Consider the following 22113-nt stretch of genomic DNA (forward strand, 5'->3'; position numbering starts at 1 on the left):
ATCTGATTTGGAAATGTAGCCAAATTATGTCAGTACTGAGTTGCAACAAACATCCGGCTCAGCTAAAAACTGTATAAATTAACAGGAGATTTAATGACTATCAAACGTATTGATCCAGATACCCGTTGGTCTGAAGCAGTCGTTCACAATGGCACGATTTATTATACTAGCGTACCAGAGAAACTGGATGGCGATATTACAGAACAAACAGCCGATACATTGGCAGCCATTGATACTCTGTTGCATCGACTGGGTTCAGATAAAAGCAAGATCTTGGACGCTACCATTTTTTTGGCAGACAAAACGGATTTTGCGGGCATGAATGCCGCTTGGGATACATGGGTCGTTGCAGGAAGTGCACCTGTTCGTTGTACCGTTCAGGCTGAACTGATGAACCCACAATATAAAGTAGAAATCAAAATTATCGCGGCCTTATAAATATGGATTATAAGGCCGGCATAGCAGCGAATGGGCCTGCTATCCGTTTTATACGATCCTCCTTTCCTGCGAAAAAAGCCTGAGAGTGTTTCTCTCAGGCTTCATTGATAACCCCAATACATTGCAAATGGCCTCTCAAAGATGCTGGATTAAACACACTCATTGAGAGTAATTCGAGCTGACATGACGATGCGTATCAGATAATCCGCACATTTTGGGGCTGGCAAGAGGTAAATCGGATAACATAACCTCTTGATGTGTTTTAACCGGATCGATAAATAATTGGCAAATGTCATCCAAATTCAGTTTAGAAAGATAGCCGCTGTCAATGCCCTGATAATCTTCCGGAACAGTAGTTGTGGTAGGAAAAACCAGTTGATCGGGATAGAGGCGCCCGCTCCAAATTGAATCACCGTTATCCAATGGCCTAACCATTTCAGTATCAACAACCTGAGTAATGCTGGCGTCTTTGGGGAATCTCAAGCTATTTTCGGCCGCAGGATAATCATGCTTTACCATCCAATCGACAATATTTTGCTGTCGTTCCATCAAGGTAATATCTTTAAAAAACGCAGTCAGCACAATGGGAATAACAACCCCCCCAGCCTCCCGGAAATTTTTAATAAAGTCGAGCCGCTGTTTTAATTGTTCATTGGTATCCAATGCACTAATTGAAACCCGCATTTCTGCATTAACGTCAGTTAAGCGTTGAGTAATATTACAAGCCATCTTCTTAAAGGATTTAGTGATAAATATCATCAGTAAACCCTCTTGCCGGGCTAACTCGGCCATTCGGGTTGATACCGGCCAATTCCATGATGGATCACTATTCCATCCACATCTGATATATTTTTGTGAATCAGGCAATGCCCGGAGATCGCCGACAAAAATTTCTTCGTCTAATTCATTCTCTATCCGTTTACCAAAATCGATACCATATTCCCAACTGGAAATAGCAGAAAAACACATACCATAACAAGCCATACTTTCCGGTAAACAACCAGTAACTACATCTGTAGTTAAACTATTAAAGGGTAAATCCCCGGCAACCCCTGCCCTAATTAACATAGGTTCAGCAGGCTTTAGTTCTCGCCCTTCAGTATATTTTCTATTGCTTTCTCTAATAAGGCGAGTAATGGATTTCTCTTGCTCTTTTGTCAGTTTCATATTAATTTCCTCCAACAATCCAGCCTGGTATTTCGGATTGATAAGATACGTCAGGGTATATTTTTAACCCTTTAATAAATCTGTCACCTGTAAAGCATTCACGCCGATGCAATAATTGGCTATTGTCATAAAGCAATAAATCTTCTTCCTCCCATTGATGTGAATAGATGTTATCTGGAGCAAGAATTTTTTCTAAAACATTTTCTTTGAGTGTGCTTGAATTTGGAAAAACTTCATTGTTATCTATAAATTCAATGGTATTTTCGCTGACATAGACATATTTTTGTTTTGTTTTTTTATTTTCAAGAATTACAGGATGGGCGACCGTAACATGAGGAACATTGTCATGTGTGGATGCAGGCTGACGTGTTGAATGTAAGTTACTTAATAAGGAGAATTCATCATGGGAAAAATTAAGACTATTGACGGCTGTTGAGGCAAAAGATGTATTTCCACCGCTAAATTTTACAACTTCACTATATAATATGCTGATTGATGCAGGGTTAACACGAAACTCTTGATCTGAATGCCAAAAATCAGTGCTATTACCTGCAAAACCCAATGGATTCCCATCGCTGTCACGGAGATTCGTCAGGTAGGCTATATACTTTCTAACATCAGATAACGATATTTTTCTTGCTGGCTCTTCAAGTTTTCCACTACCTATTTTTTGGGCAAAATTGACTAATTCCTCATCATTCATTTTCTGTTTTCTAAATATTAACAATCCATATTTCGATAAAAGATATTTTATTTCCATACATTCTGATAATGATAATTTGGAAATAGCTTTACTAGTTACATATATACCAAAGTGTTTCTTAATAGGTTTAATATCTAGTAACATAAACAACCTCATAAATCAGGCAAATTTATTTTCTAAAAAACATATCCAATGTCGATTATTTCTATAACCGATACTCTTTTATTAATATGTGTTTTTGGCATGCATCTGAAATACTATTAAATACAGTTATTAAATTTTGCCTGTATTACCTTCAGTAGGTTCAAGCATAAAAAAATAAAACAAACCATTATCTCATAATCAAAGTTTAGTTGGATTATTTTAAATACTGATTAAAATTTTATTTTTTACTCTTTAGCCCAATAAAATACGCATCAACAAAGTTACGCATCAATTATACCTACATCGATCTATTCATGATTTTTTATTATCATCAATAAATCGAAATGTTCAAGAAAATCATTTCTATATGAATAATAGGATCTAGGAATGCTTCCTTGTGGATTAGTAATAGAAAAATTTATTAATGAGAATTAAAAATATCAGTTTTATTAAAGTTAATTGAACTTCTGTTCAATGCTCAGTAGCTAAAAATTTAAATAACTAAATAATACGAATATCAAAAAGATATCATTGATAATTACAATTGAGCAACAAAAAAAGGATTCTTTTTAGCTAAAAAGAATAATCCATTGTTTTATATAAAAATTATTGTGTTTATTATAAGATAGATTTGTCGGTAGCTGGCAGACTGAAATATATTTTTCCGTAATTCTTAGCCGATTGGGCAGTGATCAAGCTCATTGATTACCAAGCAGGATGGCATTGAATGAAATCATGTTGCTCACTCAATGCCATTTTATAGACTGAATTTAAGCCATTTTAATCATAACCATGCCGATGAGCAGCAGCACGATACCGCCCCACCCCTTAAAATTCAGCCTCTGGTTGAACATAATCCAGCCCGCTGCCACTGTTGCAAGAATCCCGAACGCTCCCCATAAGGCATAAGCAGTGGAAAGTTCAATTCCTTTCACAGCCTGAGCCAAAGCACTGAACGCGCCCAACACAGAAACCAAAGATAAAATACCTATCCAAAAACGCTGAAAACCGTTAGATAATTTCAATAAAATATTTGCTACGATTTCCAAGAAAACAGCCAAAAGCAAAAATGCAGCATGCCACCATTCAAATTGAGTCAACATATTCTGCCTCCTTCATTTGCTGATTTACGGCGTTTTTAGCCGTCTTTTTTGGAGAACCATTTGAGGAATTGCCCGGATTTTTTTTCGCTCCCATTTTGATCAGGATAATTCCGGCTATCAGCAGTGCCAATCCACCAATTTTTATTGCTGACAGGGATTCGTTGAACCACAGTACACTAAAAGCAGTAATAAACAGGATACCAATACCTTCCCATAATGCATAAGCCACGCCCAATGCCACTTTTTTCACGGCTATTGCCAGCAAAATGTAAGAAGTTGTAATCATGGTGTACATCACGATCATCCCCGTAAAACCACCCGAAACACTGGCTTGTTTCATTGACAGAGTCCCTATGACTTCTGCCACAATTGCCAGTACAAGAAATATCCAATAAATCATTATTCTTCTCCTGAACATACAAATAAGCATGCCAAGACATTCAAGCAATAGATGCCAACACGGCAGACACGCATGCAACGGCGCGATACCAAGATCGAATTGGCGTTTCAGACAAATATTTTGGCAAATAGAAATTTATCGGTGAAAAACCGATTAGCAGGAGAAGACCCTAAAGGGCACCGCACCAGTAGTGCTCACTGGATAAGGTAGCTGAAAGGAAGAGAACATGGGTACAACGTTGAATTTTGTTACTGTGTTGAATGTTGACGCTTTTGGCGCTATTCATAATATTTTATTCTTTCATCACACGACTTTCACTGTGCGATATACTACGAACCCTCATATTAATGGTATATGTGATTGATTAGTCTGTTTTTATAGCATATCCAAAAAATAAACACAAATAGTTGACAGATTTTTAGATTACTCAGCTAATTTTCAAACAAAATACCATTTTTCAATTAGATACAACAAAAAATATCTAACCGAAGCTATTTACAAACAGTTTACGGGGTAGTATATGAGCTGCCGCACCAAACTCTAATACAGATTGTTTCATGGGACGATAATGCCCACTTCTGTTATTCCATCGAATTAATTTACCTTGGTTGAAAAAAAGCTCACCTGCCAGCATTACAGGGTATTTTGTATAATCGATATCTTCATCATTTGGGAGAGGTTGACTGGCATCACGGCGACACCAAAAAATTCTGCCCTTAACTACCGATGAATGGCCAATAGCACCAACCCCAGAAGTACATACAACTACCTGAGGCATATCAGAATATATAGTATATACGTACCGTCCGTCTGGAACATGGGACTCCATTGATTCCATACATTTCATCACATAGTTATGACTCTCATCATCTTCTAGCGCCTTTCTATTTTGTTTATGCATTTTAAATTTAAAACAAGACAACAATCCCGTATTTGGCTCAGGTTCGGGGCGTTCAATTATGCCAATACGTTCAAGTACATAAATTTGATCTAAGCCTACATGTGGTTGTTGCGGCTGAGGCTGGCGTGCTTTGGGATTTGGTTTATGAACGGTATTATATGAATCCAAGCAGTTGTAATTGATTAATTTGGCCCTATTTTCATAGACTGTGCGCAGGCTTGTTAATGCATTTTCTGGTGCAGAGTCATCATGTCTTTTTATACTTCTGGAAATCCACTGATCGCGGACATCCTCATCACTGCCCCGAGTGCGGTTCATTAGCTCACGTCTTGATGCTCTTTGAGCGTGCCAAGTCCCTTTATCACCATTATTGTTGCCCATATTTTATTCCCATCCATATCCACTAAATTTAGACCAACAAATTAGTAACATAATGAAATTATTTTTGACGTGATGAACTTCAAAGAAATTAGGATTTAGGATTGGCTTAACTGAAATCTGGCCGCAAAACACGGCCAGATTAAGGTAACGCTATAAAGCGGAAAAACAATACAGCAGAGAAGATCGCCCGTTATTCAAACTCATTCCATGAACGCCCATCACGAGTAATCAGAGCGATGGACGCCACAGGCCCCCAAGTTCCGGCCTGATAGGGTTTCGGTGGTTCATTATCCGCAGCCCAAGCTTCCATGATGGAATCTACCCATTTCCATGCTTCTTCTACTTCATCACGGCGGACAAACAACGCCTGAATGCCACGCATCGCTTCCAACAACAATCTTTCATACGCATCCGCAAGATGTGTTTGATTAAATGTTTCCGAAAAACTCAGATCCAATTTAGTTGTCTGCAAACGGTGTTTGTGCTCCAACCCCGGGGCTTTGTTCAGCACGTCAATATCAATACCTTCATCTGGCTGCAAGCGGATCGTCAACTTATTTTGCGGCAATTGCTGGTAGGATTCAGCAAATAAATTCAAAGAAGGCTCTTTAAAATAAACGACAACTTCAGAACATTTAGCCGGTAAACGTTTTCCCGTCCTCAAGTAGAAAGGCACACCAGACCAGCGCCAATCATCAATATCGACACGGATTGATACAAAAGATTCTGTTTTGCTGCCTTTATTCGCGCCCTCTTCTTCCAGATAACCGGGCACTTTCATGCCATGCACGAAGCCCGCAGTATATTGCCCACGAACAGTTTTGTCCCGAATGTTGGTCTGATCTATCCGGCGCAATGAACGCAGTACTTTCACTTTTTCATCACGGATGCGATCCGCAGACAAATCAGCCGGTGGCGACATTGCAATCATTGTCAGAATTTGCAGAAGATGGTTCTGAACCATGTCACGCATCTGCCCAGCCTGATCGAAATATCCCCAGCGCCCTTCAATACCCACTTCTTCGGCAACAGTAATTTGCACATGATCAATCGTGCGATGATCCCAGTTATTGACAAAGAGTGAATTGGCAAAACGCAAAGCCAGCAAGTTCAATACAGTTTCTTTGCCTAAATAATGGTCAATGCGGTAAATTTGATTTTCAGCGAAGTATTTTGCAACTTCATCATTGATGGCCCTGGAGGAAGCAAGATCGGTGCCCAGTGGTTTTTCCATCACAACACGATTGGGTTCTTTATTCAGCCCCGCAGCACCCAACCCATGACATACTGAACCAAACGTACTTGGCGGCATGGCAAAATAGTGAATGGCCGGCAACTTGCTCTTGTTAAGTATTTTTGCCAGTTGGTTGAAATGTTCCGTCTCATTGACATCCAAATTGCAAAATTCCAGGCGTGCACTGAGTTTCTGCCACAATTCTGGATCCAATTTCTCGGACATAAATGTAGTCAACGCTTCTTCAACAACTTTGGTATAGGCTTTTTTATCCCAGTCAGCACGGCCAACACCGATAATTCGGGTATCAGAGTGGATATAACCCGCTTTTTCTAACTGGTAAAGGGAAGGCATTAATTTCCGGCGCGCTAAGTCTCCTTTAGCCCCAAAAATTACCAAATCACAAGCCTGAGCTGTAGACGTCACCGCCATGTTGCATCTCCTCGATTACGGGATATTGTAATTTTTTTACAGAATCTGCGAGTAATGTACTCTTTTGGTTATATGCAGTAAACATTGATCATTCATGTATTCCTTTCATCTTAACATTGCAGCTTTGACATTCATCGTCGTTTTGTATTTATACTGACCATAACCCAAATATATCTGTCAGCACATACAACGAAATAGTGGTGATTTATTGAAAGTTTACAACGTTTAAGAATTAATCTTACTAAGTTGAAAGTTAGACACTTGTCATATTTTAATGAAAATTCTCCAATTATTCCGTTTTAGGCACTGCCAGCTTTCAATAACAAGTAGTATATTTTCACAAAAATGACATAGATTTCTCCTGTTAATGAAATCGTTAAAACCGAGGTTGAACTGCGTTTTATGAACACACTGGAACGGCTCCAAAATAGTCTTGATGTTTTGAGTAAGTCAGAAAAAAAGGTTGCGCAGGTTATCCTTGAATCCCCCCAGACAGCTATTCATTCAAGCATCGCCACTTTGGCTAAAATGGCGAATGTGAGTGAACCTACGGTTAATCGTTTTTGTCGCCGATTAGAAACTAAAGGTTTTCCCGATTTTAAATTGCATTTGGCACAAAGCCTTGCCAATGGAACGCCCTATGTAAATCGCAATGTGGAAGAAAGTGACAGCGTCACCTCTTATACCAATAAAATTTTTGAATCGGTCATGGCCAACCTAGATACGGTGAAAAATGATCTGGATATTGCAACGATTAACCGCGCAGTGGATTTACTGACCCAAGCCAAAAAGCTCTCGTTTTTTGGCTTGGGTGCTTCTGCCGCCGTGGCCCACGATGCCATGAACAAATTTTTTCGCTTTAATATCCCAGTCACCTATTTTGACGATATCGTGATGCAGAGAATGAGCTGCATGAACAGCAATGAAGGCGACGTTGTCGTATTGATTTCCCATACAGGGCGAACAAAAAGCCTCGTGGAGATCGCAAAACTGGCCCGTGAAAATGATGCAACTGTCATCGCTATTACTTCAACCGGTTCCCCACTGGCACATGAAGCCTCCCTTTCCATTTTGTTGGACGTTCCTGAAGACACCGATATTTATATGCCGATGGTATCCAGAATTGCTCAACTTACCATCATCGATGTACTGGCAACGGGCTTTACACTGCGCCGAGGCTCAAAATTCAGAGATAACTTGAAAAAAGTCAAGGAAGCGTTACGTAATTCGCGGTTTGATAAGCATGAATAAGCCAGAAAATAGGCTGTGTTTTTGTTCACTATTTATCAACTCTCCGGGCTGATATCATATATATCCAATGGATTTCAAATTGCATCATGGCAGCAAAAGAAGCCCCGGCTAGTATGACTCGGGCTGAATAAACGCAGCCAGCAAACAAAAAAGCAACTTGAAAGACGAAAGGTATAGAGGCACCCAACTGCATCATTTAGCAGTGTAGGGTTGATAATAACAAAATTAAGTGGTTATCCTACGGTAATCAAAAACTCATACTTCACAGGTCAACGGAGTAATGCATGTCCAGACGGCTCAGAAGAACAAAAATTGTCACTACACTTGGCCCGGCTACAGATCGTGACAACAATTTAGAAAAGATTATCAGCGCGGGAGCCAACGTCGTCCGCCTCAATTTCTCCCACGGCACAGCGGAAGATCATATCCAACGTGCGAATAAAGTTCGTGAAATTGCTGCTCGCTTAGGCTGCCACGTTGCCATTCTCGGTGATCTTCAAGGGCCCAAAATACGCGTATCCACATTTAAGGAAGGAAAAATTTTCCTGAATATCGGGGATAAATTTCTGCTGGATGCCAATCTGGGTAAAGGAGAAGGTGATAAAGAAAAAGTCGGTATCGACTATAAAGGTCTACCATCTGATGTTATGACCGGTGATATCCTGTTATTGGATGACGGGCGGGTTCAGTTAAAAGTTCTGGATGTTCAGGGCATGAAAGTCTTCACGGAAGTTACTGTAGGAGGCCCTCTTTCCAACAACAAAGGCATTAATAAATTAGGTGGCGGGTTATCGGCCGAAGCGCTGACTGAAAAAGATAAAGAAGATATTCTGACTGCCGCCAAAATCAGTGTTGACTATCTTGCTGTTTCTTTTCCCCGTTCCGGCGAAGATCTGAATTATGCCCGCCGTCTTGCGCGTGATGCGGGTTGTGATGCTCAAATCGTTGCCAAAATTGAACGGGCTGAAGCCGTCAGCAATGATGAAATTATTGACGAAATTATTCTCGCTTCCGATGTTGTCATGGTTGCCCGTGGCGATTTGGGCGTTGAAATTGGTGATCCCGAGTTAGTCGGTGTACAGAAAAAACTGATCCAACGTGCCCGACAACTGAATCGAGTCGTGATTACAGCCACACAGATGATGGAATCCATGATAACCAACCCAATGCCGACCCGCGCTGAAGTGATGGATGTCGCCAATGCGGTTCTGGATGGTACTGATGCCGTCATGCTTTCTGCCGAAACTGCGGCAGGCCAATATCCGGCGGAAACGGTTGCAGCAATGGCGCGAGTTTGCCTGGGTGCAGAAAAAATGCCAAGCATCAATGTGTCCAAGCATCGTCTGGATATTACATTTGACAGCGTTGAAGAAGCAATTTCAATGTCCACTATGTATGCCGCCAACCACCTGAAAGGTGTCAAAGCCATTATTGCCATGACAGAATCTGGCCGTACAGCCCGCATGATGTCCCGCATCAGCTCCGGCTTGCCTATCTTCTCCATGTCACGTCATGAATCAACCTTGAATCGTACCGCACTTTACCGTGGAGTGACTCCCGTTTATTGCAGCCTGCACACTGATGGTATTGCCGCAGCAAGCGAAGCAGTGAATCGCCTGCGGGATAAAGGCTATCTGACCTCTGGAGATGTTGTTTTGGTGACCCAAGGTGACCAAATGGGAACAATTGGCAGTACCAATACCTGTCGGGTATTGGAAGTCGAATAACTCTCAAAAAATATGCGTAGGGCCCTGTTTATTGGCCCTACTTACATTTGATTTCTTTGCCCATGAACTTTCCGGTGATCCGCTGGTTTATTCTCCTATCGCGATTTTCCTGCCGTCAAAATTGCTAATTTATGTCTTACAAACTTTTGGAATGCACACACCACCCAACCCGCCAAAATCTATCGTTCTGCCATTAGCGGATTGCAAATTCCTAAAAAATAATAGGCTCATTCATTGCGTTATATAAAACATATGTAATGCTCCCACGTGAAGGAAAACGTTGTCTGAAATAGGGAATTTTTATCGTGTAAGAAAACGGATAATAATATTTGCAAGCTTCCCATAAGGGGGCCGCAACTTATCTGTTAGTGCTGGATTGTATTTACGTAAAATAGGCATCGCTTTGGAAAAGGTTTTGAAACCCTCATAGCCATGATAGCCTCCCATTCCACTCTGCCCTACACCTCCAAAGGGTAACTCTGTACATGCAAATTGATACAACGTGTCATTAATGCAGATACTGCCTGCGATGACACGCGATAAAGCTGCCTCTATGTGCTCATTGTTTTTACTGAAGCAATAAAAAGCCAATGGGCGATCACGGCGTACAATGTAATTGATGGCTTCATCATATGTTCGGTAGGTTTTAATCGGTAACAATGGGCCGAAGATCTCTTCCTGCATGATTGCGCTGTCATCCTCAGGGTTCAGGATTAAGCTAGGAATGAAAAAACCTTGCTCAAGCGCTTGTTTTGGATCAACAAACGGCATCAGCGCAATAACTTGATGACCGCGCCTGATCGCATCTTCAAGTAATTCAGTAATACGCTGATACTGGTTGTTATTGATAATGTGGGTATAGTCCGAAAAACTGGCTGATTGAGTATAGCGCTGTGAAACCTGTTCCTTCATTTCAGCAACAAACGATTCAATAACGCTTTCCGGCAATAATACGTAATCTGGTGCGATGCAGGTTTGTCCAGAATTGAAAAGTTTTCCGGTAATAATGCGGGCCGCCGCTTTTTTCAGATCGGCATCAGGGGCAATGAGTACCGGAGATTTGCCGCCAAGCTCCAGCGTAACGGGAGTAAGGTTTTGTGCAGCAGCGGCCATAACTTTTTTACCGTTAGCCTTGGAACCAGTGAAAAACAGGTGATCAAAGGGCAAAGCAGAAAATGCGGCCGCAATATCTGATCCTCCCTGAACAATACAGACCCGATTTTCCGGAAACACTTTGCCTAACAGTTTTTCTAGATAAGCATTGGCATGGGGCGTATGCTCTGACGGTTTGATGAAGACATGATTACCTGCGGCAATCGCTGCTATCAATGGCGTGAGAGTCAAATTAACCGGATAATTCCACGGAGCCATGATGCCAACAACACCAAGCGGAACATAACGTATTTCAGCGGTGGCTGGCCACAATTTCCATCCGGCCTTACGCCTTTGCGGTTTTATCCATTTTTTAAGATACCGCAGGTAAAAATCGATTTCTGCCAACACTGTTATTGCTTCTGCCAGCATGCTCTCGTGGTTGGAACGATGACCAAAATCACGGGAAATGGCTTCCATCATTTCATCCAGACTGGCTTTAAAATTTGCCCGCAAGCACAACAAATCTTTGCGCCGTTGATTTTCATCGGGGCGATTCTGCTCCCATGCTTGGCGCAGTGCATCAAACTTAATATTGATTAATTCTGTCATTGATCACGTCTCTGCACAGAGCTGGCAAAACACCATTGAGCGATATAATAAGTACCAAGTACTAACAGCGGGCTTAACGGCGTTTCAACGTAAAAACGCCCATAAGCGAGCAAGCTATCGCTGATAACAAAGAAAATACCGCCAAAAGCTGCACTATTTGACGTAGTATTTTTCGCAATGTGTTGTGTAACATCATATGGTGTTGCAGGTATTGGATTTTTAAATGGGTAAACAATTGCTCTGTTAACCGCCAGCCCAGCCATGAAAGCCAAAATTGCAGCATAGACGGAAACCGGAATTTTCATGCTGTTCGGTAGATACTCCCACAGTCTGATGAGTATTAATGCTGCTATACCCTCAAATATGACGAAAACAGCAGTTATAATGAAAATCGCACGAAGAAGAATAAATTCTGAGCTTAATTTTTTATTTCTAATAGCAGAAAGCGAAATATTATCGCAGCATAGAGCATAAATATAAGCACAATGAGTGAGCAAAAAACAAAATAGGCCGGCCAAAAAGTAGTCTTGCGGTAACATCAAACAAATATCACCCACTACGGCCAATGCCAGCCCAAACGCAATAGCGTTACGATAACGGATTGAGACAGGCGTACGACTCAATAAAACCCAAGGCACTAATAAGGCAGTCGCGGTTGGCTTAGTCAGATAGTGCAACCAGATCCAGGCGGGGTTAACAAAGTTGCTGAGTGAAATACCTGCAATGGCACAAACGGAGAAAAGTATATAAAACAATCCTATTTTGTTATGAAGTTTATGCTGAAGAGTACAATTATTTGGTGCCATATGCCTCACCCTATTTTCTGCCTCGCTGATTAACAGTAACAGGATTCCCCTTACCCTCAATCAATGGCTCCTTGATTATTCACTCCCCACTAATCAAGGCCGTATACAGAGGATTATTCACCCAACTGCCGCAAAACCAAACAAGTGCTAATCCGGCTGGCTGAGTTTGAAAGTTAGACTAGGACACAATTAATAATTGGGATCTTCATAACATTTATCCTGCTGCATAAGAGGTTCTATTTTTTTATTCCATATATCTTAATATACCGAAATCAACGGGAACTAATCCGCCTCTCTTTAATACCGCCATATTATTCCCATTCTACAACGCCAATCCTCTGGTTTAGCTGTGTTCCCAATGGCCCGAAGAAATCTTTTTAGCTGCTTTATCGCATAAATATCTCACAAATTTTTATGTTTTCTAAAACCTGTCCGGGAGTGAACAAGATGACTTTACGGCAAATGCAGCACTATGATTTATCCAATTAACATCATGATTTAAGGTTTTAATTTCTTATAGTTGCTGAACTTTGAGGATAAATGCGCTATAACCAATAGTTCAGCTGGTTCGCACTATACTTAATAAAAAATTAACTATAAGGATCTGCTATGTCTGAAAGATTGGTTGCATCGCTTATTATCGAACAGCTTGAAAAAGCTGGAGTACAACATTGTTATGGTGTGCCCGGAGATACGCTTAATTTCATCACGGATGCAATGAGCCGTAGCACAATTGATTGGGTTCATGTGCGTCACGAGGAAGTGGCCGGGTTTGCAGCTGGTGCGGAAGCTCTAATGACCAAGCGGCTCACCGCCTGTGCTGGCTCTTGTGGCCCAGGGGGGTTACATTTTATTAATGGGTTATTCGAGAGCCATCGCAATAAGGCTCCTGTTATTTTACTCGCAAGCCAAATCAGTAGTGAATCTCTGGGTAATGACTTCCCGCAAGAAGTGGATTTTCAATCTGTCTATCAAAGCTGCACTGTGTTTTGCGAACAGATCCTTACACCCGACCAAGCCCCAGCCGTGGTTAGGCGTGCCTGCCAAGCAGCACTGAATAAACAAGGTGTCGCCGTTGTCATCATCCCTGTTGATATCAGTAAAGCGAAAACCAAAGCCACAACGCAATCTATTTGGATGCCTCAACCACAGTTGATTCCAAGTCCTGAAGAAATTGAAACTTTGGCTAATTTTCTTAATAAAGGGGAACGGGTTACCATTTATGCTGGAGCTGGGTGTGAAGGTGCACACGATAGCTTAGTGGAGTTGGCAAAAAAATTACAGGCTCCTGTCGTTAATACCTCCCGCGGTAAAGATTTTATCGAGTATGACAATCCATACTCTGTGGGCATGACAGGTATATTTGGCTCTGAAGCCGGATTAGAGGCTATCAATCAATGTGATACTTTATTACTGTTAGGTGTCGATTTCGCGTGGTCTCAATACTATCCGGATAAAGCCACTATTCTCCAAATCGATCGAGATCCCACACATCTGGGGCGCCGGCACCCCATTACATTTGGTGCTGTGGGCCATATTACAGAATCCATTGAAGCCTTGCTTCCACACGTAACAGATCGTACGCAGGATAATTTCCTACAAAAAATTGCCAAAGTTCGCGAAAAATCACTAAAACGCCGGCATAAAGAGGAGCAACGTTCTTCGGGTCAACCCATTCATCCGCAATACTTAGTTAGCCTTCTTAATCAGCATGCAGATAAAGATGCGTTATTTACCGCAGATGGCGGTTCGGCGATGGTGTGGTTACTACGTCACATTGATAGCCTCGGCACGCGACGTACTCTTACCAGCTTACTCCACGGCACTATGGCTAATGCCATGCCACAATCCATAGGGCTACAGGTTGCTTTTCCAGAGCGTCAGGTTATTGCGCTATGTGGTGATGGCGGCTTAAGCATGTTACTGGGTGACTTGTTTACACTGGTACAAGAAGAGTTACCGATCAAACTCGTCGTGATTAATAATGGCTCGCTCAATTTTGTTGAATTAGAACAGAAAGTTGAGGGTTTATTGGATCATTACACCAAACTAAAAAATGATGATTTCGCTAAAGTTGCCGAAGCTATTGGTATATACAGCCAAAAAGTGATAAATCCGGACGCATTAGAAGAAGCGGTAGTAAACTTCCTTGCGCATCCGGGGCCTGCGCTACTTGATGTACACACTAATCCAAATGAATTAGTGATGCCGCCAGAAGTTACTTTTACTCAAGTCGCCGACACAGCCCTTTACGCAACTAAAGCCATTTTTCATGGGCGCATTGCGGATGTGGCAGGCTTGATTGGCAACAACCTGAGCCAAAAACTTGGTAAGTAGTGCATACTAAAATAGTATCAAACACCCAGTCAGTTGACTGTGCCTAATCCTGATATGTGTTGACACTATTTTTACTTAACGCCTGATGATGAACTTCATTGGGCGTTTTATATGTTAGCCAATTGTGCTCTGCACGTTCTTGGCGGTTAGCCCGGCACTACCAGATTTCCTGTATAACAATGGATATATGATAAACAGGTTGAAAATCCGAATACGCGCCGAATAAACAATATACCATTTGTTCTGAAATTATTATTCGGCTCCATTCAGGATGACAATAGAAATTTACTTTAGATGAAAGTTCGTTTTTTTATTTGACGAAAAGCTATTACTTTTGAGGAGATGCAACTATTTCTGTAAGAAAAATACATCTGCACAACAATAAGGATAAAGTTTAAACAACCTATTAAAAATGAAAGGAATAAAGAGTAAGCAGCAAACGCTCTATGATTGATAAGCTGATGGAAACTTAAGCATCCACCAGCAATAAAAGTGGTTATCTATCTTATTGAGTCTGTAATTCAAATAGCATCTCTATTTGATAACACCCAAATCACAGATCTTGCCTTTTATAAGGTTCGATATCCCCTTCTTTCCGCGTTTTAAGCAGTTTTAATATCCATGTATAGTGTTCAGGGTTAGGTTTAACCAATTCTTCAACTTCCTGATTCATACGGCGGGCAATATAAGCATCATCCTGCCCTTCAATATCATCCATTGGTGGGCGGATAAAAATATCCAATTGATGAGTTTGGCAGTTATAGACCGGAAATAATGGCACAACCGCAGCGCGGCAGACTTTCATTAAACGCCCGACCGCAGGCAAAGTTGCTTTGTAAGTAGCAAAGAAATCAACAAATTCACTTTGTTTTTCACCGTGGTCTTCATCAGGCAGATAATATCCCCAATAACCGTCACGTATTGAGGCAATAAAAGGCTTTATGCCTGCATCACGGGAATGCAAACGCCCACCAAAAAATTGGCGTGTTTTATTCCATAAATAATCAGCTACGGGATTGCTTTGATGATGAAACATGCCGGATATTTTATAACCACGGGCAGCCAGAAGCATGGCCGGTATGTCTATTGCCCATCCATGAGGCACCATTAAAATGACATTTTTTCCCTGTGCGTGTAAGTCGGTTAAAATTTCCTCTCCGTGCCATTGAGTGCGTTTCAATGTTGACTCTGCGCCTTTTAAGCAGAGTTCTGCCAGCATGACAAATGATTGAGGGGCACAGGCAAACATTTTATCAATTAACGCTTCGCGCTGCTGTTCGGTTAACTCAGGAAAACAATAAACTAAATTGATTTTTGCTCTGCGGCGAGCACTTTTTGCTTTTTTGCCCGCCCAAGCACCCACCTTAGCCAATAAAGGATCACGCCATTTTACCGGGACATAGGCTAAACCGGCTAACACTCCCACGCCAGCCCAAATCCCCCAATAGCGAGGATGCAAATAAGAACGATGAAATTCTGGGACATATCCTGCTTTACTATCTGCGTTTTTATCTTTATTCATGAGTTAACTCTGATAATTCCAACACTCGCTTTCAAGACGCAAGTTTTCAACAAAAAATAACACAAAAGCGGATGATATCAATCATCCGCTTTTGTGTCTGTCAATAATCTAACTCAAGAACATTCAATCCAACATTAACTGAGGTTTGATATCCCTAACCATCGCAACATATTCTGTGCGTTCTTTGCCACTCAGCCCACCAGAGCGTGGCAATTTTGCCGTGAGTGGGTTAACAGCTTGTTGGTTGATCCAGATTTCAAAGTGCAAATGAGGGCCGGTTGAGCGTCCGGTGTTGCCTGACAAAGCAATACGCTCTCCTCTTTTCACCTTCTGGCCAGGTTTCACCAGTAATTTTCTCAAATGCATGTAACGAGTGGTATATTGACGACCATGCCGGATAGCGATGAAATTACCTGCCGCACCATCAAACTTAGATACGATCACTTCTCCATCGCCCACAGCCAGAACCGGTGTGCCTACAGGCATTGCAAAATCGACACCCCGATGTGCGGTTACCCGTCCTGTAACAGGGTTTACACGGCGAGGATTAAAATGAGATGAGACCCTGAATTGTTTCGTCGTAGGATAACGCAAGAAACCGCGTTCCAGACCAGAACCGCTGCTATCGTAAAAACGGCCATCGTCAGCACGGAAAGCATAATAGTCAGTACCGCCACTTTGTAAACGAACTCCCAAAAGCTGGCTCTGTTCACTTTTGCCGTCAAGCATTTCACGTGACATCAGTACGGAGAAACGATCGCCTTTGCGTAATTTACGAAAGTCAATCTGCCATTGCAGGGCTTTTGTCACTTCTCTGGCTTCACTGCTGCTCAGCCCTGCGGTAAGGGCGCTGCCATTGAAGCTACCGTTAATCACGCCTGTGATAACGTTATTTTTCCATTCCCCTTTTTGAAACTCTTTTGATTCCTTAAATGTATCCCCTTCCCGGGTATACGTGCGAGTTTCCCGGCGTGACACACTCCATGTCAGCGTTTTTAAATTACCATTTTCATCAACCGACCAGGACAATGATTGACCAATGCCTAAATTACGCAGTGCCCTGTTTTGATTTGCCAATAAAGAAACGTCAGAAGAATCGATTCCAAATTGAGTTAAAATACTACTTAAGGTATCCCCACTGGAAACAACATATTGATGAGGAACATTTGCTGCTGCATCAGAGTTGCTTTCTTCATCCCCAATACCTTCATCAGGAAATTGCTCATTAGTATCATCCGCTACATCATCTGTTGCATCAGGAATACCATTGGGGGTACTAAGAATAATGCTGTTTGTCCGTTCTTCTCGCTCATGGTAGGAGACTGGCCGCCATACAGCGACGGCCAAAGTAACCAAAGTTAAAGATCCAAGCATGATCTTATGTGGTTTTGGTAGGTTGTTGTATACCAAAGCGATAGTTTTAGCTATCTGCTGCACTAATAAAATTCCTTATCTTACTAATTCAGGCAACTCGCGTATTGTTTTGATAACTGAGTTATAAATTTCATATAGCTATCTTTGTTCAATACAATGCCGCTCCCTAAAGGATCAAGTGTCCCGATTTTTACATCAGTACCTTTAGCTACGGCGTGAATGACGGCCGGCCTGAATTGAGGTTCAGCAAAAATGCACTTTGCTTTCCGCTCAACCAATTGTGTTCGTATATGATGTAATTTTTGTGCTCCGGGCTGTATTTCAGGATTTACCGTGAAAACCCCTAATGGAGACAATTGATAATGTTTTTCAAAATAGCCATATGCATCGTGAAAAACAAAATATCCCTGTTTTCTTACAGGATTTAAAATACTAACAATATTCTTATCAGTTTGTATGAGCTGTCCATTGAATTTACGTAGGTTTACTTCTAATTGTTGTTTTTGCTGAGGGTATTGCTCAACAAGCTTATCGTATATTGCTTGAGCTGCTTTCTCTGCAATTTTGGGAGAAAGCCAAATATGCATATTATATTCACCATGGTGGTGATGTTCGTGATCAGTTTCATGTTTATGCTGATTCGATTCACTTGAATCATGATCATCTTCGCTATTTTTCAATAACAATGGCTTGATTGTTGGTAATTCAGCCAATGCCAATTGTTTATTTTTTTCAATTTTAGCTATCGGTTTCGCTAAAAATGTTTCCATATCCGGGCCAACCCAAACAACCAAATCTGCTTGATTGAGTTTCTGTACGTCCAGAGGACGTAAAGCATAATCGTGTGGAGAGGCGCCATCCGGTAACAGAACTTGCGTATCTGTTACACCATCAGCAATAGCAGCAGCAATAAAACCCAATGGACGAATAGTAGTGACGACGTCTGCCTGCGCATACCCACTAACGCCAGCAGCCAGTGCTGTTATTAGTGTAACTTTATGAAAAAATTTATGCGCGGATTTCTGTTGTTTGTGTAACATAATACCAATATCCCATGCAGTAACTTGAAGATTGTTATATTATAACATTTCAATGGTTCTGCAAGACACTTTTAACATGTCAACTATGATTAGCCTAAAAAATATTACGGTTGAGTTTAGTAGCCGCAAAGTATTAAACAATATTTCATTCAACCTCAAACAAGGAAACATCCTTACTCTGATTGGTCCAAACGGCGCCGGAAAATCAACGCTGGTTCGCGTTGTATTAGGTTTAATTCAACCGACGTCAGGCACCATCGAACACAGCCAGCAATTAAGAATAGGTTATGTCCCACAGAAATTGAACCTTGATCCAACACTGCCCCTAACAGTCAAACGTTTCATGATGCTAAGGCCCAACGTTAAATCAACAGATATCATGCCTGTATTGGAGCGAGTCAAGGCAGCCCATTTATTGAAACAACCGATGCAAAAGCTATCAGGAGGAGAAACCCAGCGGGTTTTACTTGCCAGAGCCTTGCTTAATAACCCCCAACTTCTGGTGCTTGATGAGCCAACACAAGGCGTCGACGTCAACGGGCAACTGGCACTTTATGACTTAATCAATCAGATTAGAACTGAGCTTAATTGTGCTGTGCTTATGGTATCCCATGACCTGCACTTAGTAATGGCGAAAACAGACGAAGTTTTATGCCTTAATCAACACATTTGCTGCTCTGGTACACCAGAAGTGGTGTCAATGCATCCAGAATTCATCGCAATGTTTGGCCGCCACGGAGCCGAACAACTGGCAGTTTATCGCCATCATCACAATCATCATCATGATCTGAGAGGAAAAGTTATTTTGAAAAACGGTGGGGAATCACGTCGATGATTGAATTATTACTTCCCGGTTGGCTGGCCGGTATTTTATTGGCAATTGCCGCAGGGCCGCTCGGTTCTTTTGTCGTTTGGCGCAGAATGTCCTATTTCGGAGATACTCTGGCGCATGCTTCGTTACTTGGTGTCGCTTTTGGTTTTTTACTTAATGTAAACCCATTTTATGCCGTGATTGCGGTAACAATGATATTGGCCATTATCTTAGTTTGGTTAGAAAAACGACCACAATTAGCTGTCGATACACTGTTGGGTATTCTGGCCCATAGTGCCCTGTCTTTGGGGTTAGTTGTGGTAAGTTTTATGACTAACGTACGGGTCGATATGATGGCCTATTTATTCGGTGACTTATTATCTGTCACGTATGAAGATCTTTTACTGATTGCCGCAGGAGTTGCAATTGTTGCAGGGTTGCTGACATGGCAATGGCGTGCGTTATTATCAATGACTATCAGCCAAGATCTGGCTTTTGTCGATGGGATTAAAATTCAACGCCTGCGCGTTCTGCTGATGCTGGTAACTGCTTTGACCATCGGGCTGGCAATGAAATTCGTCGGTGCGTTAATCATCACTTCCCTGCTGATTATCCCTGCTGCAACTGCCCGCCGCTTCTCGCGCACACCTGAACAAATGGCGGCTTTTGCCATTATTATCGGGATGCTTGCTGTGACGGGCGGGTTAACATTATCGGCATTTTATAACACTCCAGCCGGGCCTTCTGTTGTGCTGTGTGCCGCTATGTTATTTGCACTGAGTTTGACCCGTAAAGCAACAAACTGATCTTTATTTTATCTTCTTTAACTAGTAATACATTTAACAGCATTCAAGTCAGGGGTTATAACAAATCAGTTATAACCCTTTCTTATTCGAGTGATTGGCCTTAATTAAAGATGTTGCCAAATTTGATTTTTGGTTTATCTGTCAACAAGCAAATTTACTCATTTTCTTTACTCAATCCAAAATGCCGATAAGCATGATTGGTTGCAATTCGGCCTCGTGGTGTCCGCTGAATAAATCCTTGCTGGATCAAGAATGGTTCCAATACATCTTCTATTGTTTCCCGCTCTTCACCAATCGCTGCCGCCAAGTTATCCAGCCCAACCGGCCCACCCATAAATTTATCTATAATGGCAAGCAACAATTTGCGGTCAAGATAATCAAACCCTGCTGAATCCACGTTCAGCATATTGAGAGCCTGGGCGGCAATATCACCGTTAACAGAACCATCGCTTTTTACCTCCGCGAAATCACGCACACGGCGCAATAAGCGGTTTGTAATACGGGGAGTTCCGCGTGAGCGCATCGCAATTTGCCTTGCACCATCGTCTGAGATATTTAATCCCATATAGTGGGCGCTGCGGGAAACGATGCTTTGCAAATCGTCGACGTTATAAAATTCGAGACGCTGTACGATGCCGAATCGGTCGCGCAATGGCGAGGTTAACGAACCCGCCCGTGTCGTCGCGCCTACTAAGGTAAAGGGAGGAAGATCAATTTTGATTGAACGGGCGGCTGGCCCTTCCCCAATCATAATGTCCAGTTGATAATCTTCCATCGCGGGATAGAGGATTTCTTCCACTACCGGCGATAAACGGTGGATTTCATCGATGAACAGCACATCGTGCGGTTCCAAGTTGGTCAGCATGGCCGCGAGATCACCCGCTTTTTCCAGCACCGGCCCCGATGTTGTCCGCAGGTTAACGCCCATTTCATTCGCAACAATATTTGCCAATGTGGTTTTACCCAATCCGGGCGGGCCGAAAATCAATAAATGATCCAGTGCATCGCCACGTTGCCGTGCTGCCTGAATAAAAATTTCCATCTGTTCACAAACGTGGGGTTGCCCGACATATTCAGACAGAAATTTGGGCCGGATAGCGCGATCAATGGCTTCATCATCTTGCAAAACTTCGGCGGAAACCAGACGGTCAGCTTCAATCATCACTTAACTCCTGCAATTATAAAGCTGCACGCAGCGCTTCACGAATCAGCGTTTCACAATCTGCACCCGGTTTCGCCACTTTGCCCACCATTCTGCTGGCTTCTTGCGGTTTATACCCCAGAGATACCAGTGCAGCCGCAGCTTCCGCTTCAATATCCGCTGTGGAATTCGTTTGTTTGGTCTTTTCAGGCAAGTTGATGTCACTGCTTTGATTAAATAGATCGCCATTCAGCCCTTTGAAGCGATCTTTCATTTCTACCACCAACCTTTCAGCCGTTTTTTTACCGACTCCCGGTAATTTGACCAGTGATGCAATCGCTTCTTGCTCAATGGCCGTCACAAATTGCTGGGCAGACATGCCTGAAAGGATAGCCAGAGCCAATTTTGGCCCCACGCCATTAACTTTAATCAGTTCCCGGAAAAGAGCCCGTTCTTGCTTATCATTAAATCCATATAATAACTGGGCATCTTCACGCACGATAAATTGTGTAAATAGAATAGCTTCTTGACCAATTTCAGGCAGTTCATAAAAACAGGTCATTGGCATATGAACCTCATAACCGACACCATTAGTTTCCAATAAAACCAATGGCGGCTGTTTTTCCAACACGGTTCCTCTCAAACGCCCTATCACTGTTTACCCCCCTGAAAATAAAAATAAATCGTTCCG

19 protein-coding genes are annotated in these 22113 nt (G+C 42.1%); 6 read left to right on the forward strand and 13 right to left on the reverse strand.

Features of this window, described 5'->3' with window-relative positions:
• Nucleotides 1-93 precede the first annotated feature (93 nt).
• Nucleotides 94-438, forward strand: a complete 345-nt coding sequence (locus tag FE392_RS12035) for a RidA family protein (protein ID WP_319930467.1) — start codon at nucleotides 94-96, stop codon at nucleotides 436-438.
• 159 nt (nucleotides 439-597) lie between these two features.
• On the opposite strand, the gene FE392_RS12040 is transcribed toward FE392_RS12035, so the two are convergent.
• The 6 genes from FE392_RS12040 to zwf all read right to left on the reverse strand — a co-directional run bounded on the left by FE392_RS12040 (nucleotide 598) and on the right by zwf (nucleotide 6903).
• The gene (locus FE392_RS12040; protein ID WP_319930468.1) at nucleotides 598-1605 is read right to left on the reverse strand and encodes a radical SAM family protein; all 1008 of its coding nucleotides are present in this window, start codon (nucleotides 1603-1605) and stop codon (nucleotides 598-600) included.
• Nucleotide 1606: 1 nt separating this feature from the next.
• Nucleotides 1607-2452, reverse strand: coding sequence for a TauD/TfdA dioxygenase family protein (locus FE392_RS12045; protein WP_319930469.1), 846 nt, complete (start codon nucleotides 2450-2452; stop codon nucleotides 1607-1609).
• A gap of 770 nt (nucleotides 2453-3222) precedes the next feature.
• Nucleotides 3223-3555 carry a multidrug/spermidine efflux SMR transporter subunit MdtI gene (gene mdtI, locus FE392_RS12050; protein ID WP_319930470.1) on the reverse strand — a complete coding sequence of 111 codons (333 nt, stop codon included), beginning with the start codon at nucleotides 3553-3555 and terminating at the stop codon, nucleotides 3223-3225.
• The gene (gene mdtJ / locus FE392_RS12055) at nucleotides 3539-3955 is read right to left on the reverse strand and encodes a multidrug/spermidine efflux SMR transporter subunit MdtJ (protein WP_319930471.1); all 417 of its coding nucleotides are present in this window, start codon (nucleotides 3953-3955) and stop codon (nucleotides 3539-3541) included. The genes mdtI and mdtJ overlap by 17 nt, the downstream gene beginning before the upstream one ends.
• Before the next feature lie 481 nt (nucleotides 3956-4436).
• Entirely contained in the window at nucleotides 4437-5237 is an 801-nt protein-coding gene (locus FE392_RS12060; protein ID WP_319930472.1) for a hypothetical protein, read from the reverse strand.
• A 190-nt stretch (nucleotides 5238-5427) separates the two neighbouring features.
• A complete protein-coding gene (gene zwf / locus FE392_RS12065) occupies nucleotides 5428-6903 on the reverse strand; it encodes a glucose-6-phosphate dehydrogenase (protein WP_319930473.1) in 1476 nt (491 codons plus the stop codon).
• Between the two features lie 402 nt (nucleotides 6904-7305).
• On the opposite strand from zwf, the gene FE392_RS12070 reads away from it, so the two are divergent.
• Together FE392_RS12070 and pyk are read left to right on the forward strand one after the other, a co-directional pair.
• The gene (locus tag FE392_RS12070) at nucleotides 7306-8154 is read left to right on the forward strand and encodes a MurR/RpiR family transcriptional regulator (protein WP_319930474.1); all 849 of its coding nucleotides are present in this window, start codon (nucleotides 7306-7308) and stop codon (nucleotides 8152-8154) included.
• A 284-nt stretch (nucleotides 8155-8438) separates the two neighbouring features.
• Nucleotides 8439-9881: a pyruvate kinase gene (gene pyk / locus FE392_RS12075; protein WP_319930475.1), complete on the forward strand. Its 1443-nt coding sequence runs from the start codon at nucleotides 8439-8441 to the stop codon at nucleotides 9879-9881.
• A 300-nt stretch (nucleotides 9882-10181) separates the two neighbouring features.
• Here the strand turns inward: pyk and FE392_RS12080 are convergent, their stop codons facing one another.
• Both FE392_RS12080 and FE392_RS12085 read right to left on the reverse strand, forming a co-directional pair.
• A complete protein-coding gene (locus FE392_RS12080) occupies nucleotides 10182-11585 on the reverse strand; it encodes a coniferyl aldehyde dehydrogenase (protein WP_319930476.1) in 1404 nt (467 codons plus the stop codon).
• The gene (locus FE392_RS12085) at nucleotides 11582-12391 is read right to left on the reverse strand and encodes a lysoplasmalogenase (protein ID WP_319930477.1); all 810 of its coding nucleotides are present in this window, start codon (nucleotides 12389-12391) and stop codon (nucleotides 11582-11584) included. Before FE392_RS12085 ends, FE392_RS12080 begins: the two co-directional genes overlap by 4 nt.
• A gap of 609 nt (nucleotides 12392-13000) precedes the next feature.
• Here FE392_RS12085 and FE392_RS12090 point away from each other — a divergent pair.
• Nucleotides 13001-14728, forward strand: coding sequence for a thiamine pyrophosphate-dependent enzyme (locus tag FE392_RS12090; RefSeq protein WP_319930478.1), 1728 nt, complete (start codon nucleotides 13001-13003; stop codon nucleotides 14726-14728).
• 553 nt (nucleotides 14729-15281) lie between these two features.
• On the opposite strand, the gene lpxM is transcribed toward FE392_RS12090, so the two are convergent.
• The 3 genes from lpxM to znuA all read right to left on the reverse strand — a co-directional run bounded on the left by lpxM (nucleotide 15282) and on the right by znuA (nucleotide 18664).
• A complete protein-coding gene (gene lpxM / locus FE392_RS12095) occupies nucleotides 15282-16250 on the reverse strand; it encodes a lauroyl-Kdo(2)-lipid IV(A) myristoyltransferase (protein WP_319930479.1) in 969 nt (322 codons plus the stop codon).
• Nucleotides 16251-16373: 123 nt separating this feature from the next.
• On the reverse strand, nucleotides 16374-17687 hold the full coding sequence (gene mepM, locus FE392_RS12100; protein ID WP_319930480.1) for a murein DD-endopeptidase MepM: 1314 nt from the start codon (nucleotides 17685-17687) through the stop codon (nucleotides 16374-16376).
• A 20-nt stretch (nucleotides 17688-17707) separates the two neighbouring features.
• Nucleotides 17708-18664, reverse strand: a complete 957-nt coding sequence (znuA, locus tag FE392_RS12105; RefSeq protein ID WP_319930481.1) for a zinc ABC transporter substrate-binding protein ZnuA — start codon at nucleotides 18662-18664, stop codon at nucleotides 17708-17710.
• Nucleotides 18665-18740: 76 nt separating this feature from the next.
• Between znuA and znuC the strand changes: the two genes are divergently transcribed.
• Both znuC and znuB read left to right on the forward strand, forming a co-directional pair.
• The gene (znuC, locus tag FE392_RS12110; protein WP_319930482.1) at nucleotides 18741-19499 is read left to right on the forward strand and encodes a zinc ABC transporter ATP-binding protein ZnuC; all 759 of its coding nucleotides are present in this window, start codon (nucleotides 18741-18743) and stop codon (nucleotides 19497-19499) included.
• A complete protein-coding gene (gene znuB, locus FE392_RS12115; protein ID WP_319930483.1) occupies nucleotides 19496-20281 on the forward strand; it encodes a zinc ABC transporter permease subunit ZnuB in 786 nt (261 codons plus the stop codon). Before znuC ends, znuB begins: the two co-directional genes overlap by 4 nt.
• Before the next feature lie 154 nt (nucleotides 20282-20435).
• On the opposite strand, the gene ruvB is transcribed toward znuB, so the two are convergent.
• Nucleotides 20436-21443 carry a Holliday junction branch migration DNA helicase RuvB gene (gene ruvB, locus FE392_RS12120; RefSeq protein ID WP_319930484.1) on the reverse strand — a complete coding sequence of 336 codons (1008 nt, stop codon included), beginning with the start codon at nucleotides 21441-21443 and terminating at the stop codon, nucleotides 20436-20438.
• Nucleotides 21444-21459: 16 nt separating this feature from the next.
• A complete protein-coding gene (ruvA, locus tag FE392_RS12125) occupies nucleotides 21460-22077 on the reverse strand; it encodes a Holliday junction branch migration protein RuvA (protein ID WP_319930485.1) in 618 nt (205 codons plus the stop codon).
• Nucleotides 22078-22113: the final 36 nt, after the last annotated feature.

It is taken from the genome of Xenorhabdus santafensis (assembly GCF_033949405.1).
GTDB lineage: Bacteria > Pseudomonadota > Gammaproteobacteria > Enterobacterales > Enterobacteriaceae > Xenorhabdus > Xenorhabdus santafensis.

Excerpts from the sequence above, each read along its gene's own strand:
- FE392_RS12040 (WP_319930468.1), bottom strand. The coding sequence starts at position 1,605 with ATGAAACTGACAAAAGAGCAAGAGAAATCCATTACTCGCCTTATTAGA.
- FE392_RS12080 (WP_319930476.1), bottom strand. The coding sequence starts at position 11,585 with ATGACAGAATTAATCAATATTAAGTTTGATGCACTGCGCCAAGCATGG.
- mdtI (WP_319930470.1), bottom strand. The coding sequence starts at position 3,555 with ATGTTGACTCAATTTGAATGGTGGCATGCTGCATTTTTGCTTTTGGCT.
- ruvB (WP_319930484.1), bottom strand. The coding sequence starts at position 21,443 with ATGATTGAAGCTGACCGTCTGGTTTCCGCCGAAGTTTTGCAAGATGAT.
- FE392_RS12085 (WP_319930477.1), bottom strand. The coding sequence starts at position 12,391 with ATGGCACCAAATAATTGTACTCTTCAGCATAAACTTCATAACAAAATA.
- pyk (WP_319930475.1), top strand. The coding sequence starts at position 8,439 with ATGTCCAGACGGCTCAGAAGAACAAAAATTGTCACTACACTTGGCCCG.
- znuC (WP_319930482.1), top strand. The coding sequence starts at position 18,741 with ATGTCAACTATGATTAGCCTAAAAAATATTACGGTTGAGTTTAGTAGC.
- mdtJ (WP_319930471.1), bottom strand. The coding sequence starts at position 3,955 with ATGATTTATTGGATATTTCTTGTACTGGCAATTGTGGCAGAAGTCATA.
- FE392_RS12060 (WP_319930472.1), bottom strand. The coding sequence starts at position 5,237 with ATGGGCAACAATAATGGTGATAAAGGGACTTGGCACGCTCAAAGAGCA.
- znuB (WP_319930483.1), top strand. The coding sequence starts at position 19,496 with ATGATTGAATTATTACTTCCCGGTTGGCTGGCCGGTATTTTATTGGCA.
- FE392_RS12070 (WP_319930474.1), top strand. The coding sequence starts at position 7,306 with ATGAACACACTGGAACGGCTCCAAAATAGTCTTGATGTTTTGAGTAAG.
- lpxM (WP_319930479.1), bottom strand. The coding sequence starts at position 16,250 with ATGAATAAAGATAAAAACGCAGATAGTAAAGCAGGATATGTCCCAGAA.
- FE392_RS12045 (WP_319930469.1), bottom strand. The coding sequence starts at position 2,452 with ATGTTACTAGATATTAAACCTATTAAGAAACACTTTGGTATATATGTA.
- FE392_RS12035 (WP_319930467.1), top strand. The coding sequence starts at position 94 with ATGACTATCAAACGTATTGATCCAGATACCCGTTGGTCTGAAGCAGTC.
- FE392_RS12090 (WP_319930478.1), top strand. The coding sequence starts at position 13,001 with ATGTCTGAAAGATTGGTTGCATCGCTTATTATCGAACAGCTTGAAAAA.
- zwf (WP_319930473.1), bottom strand. The coding sequence starts at position 6,903 with ATGGCGGTGACGTCTACAGCTCAGGCTTGTGATTTGGTAATTTTTGGG.
- znuA (WP_319930481.1), bottom strand. The coding sequence starts at position 18,664 with ATGTTACACAAACAACAGAAATCCGCGCATAAATTTTTTCATAAAGTT.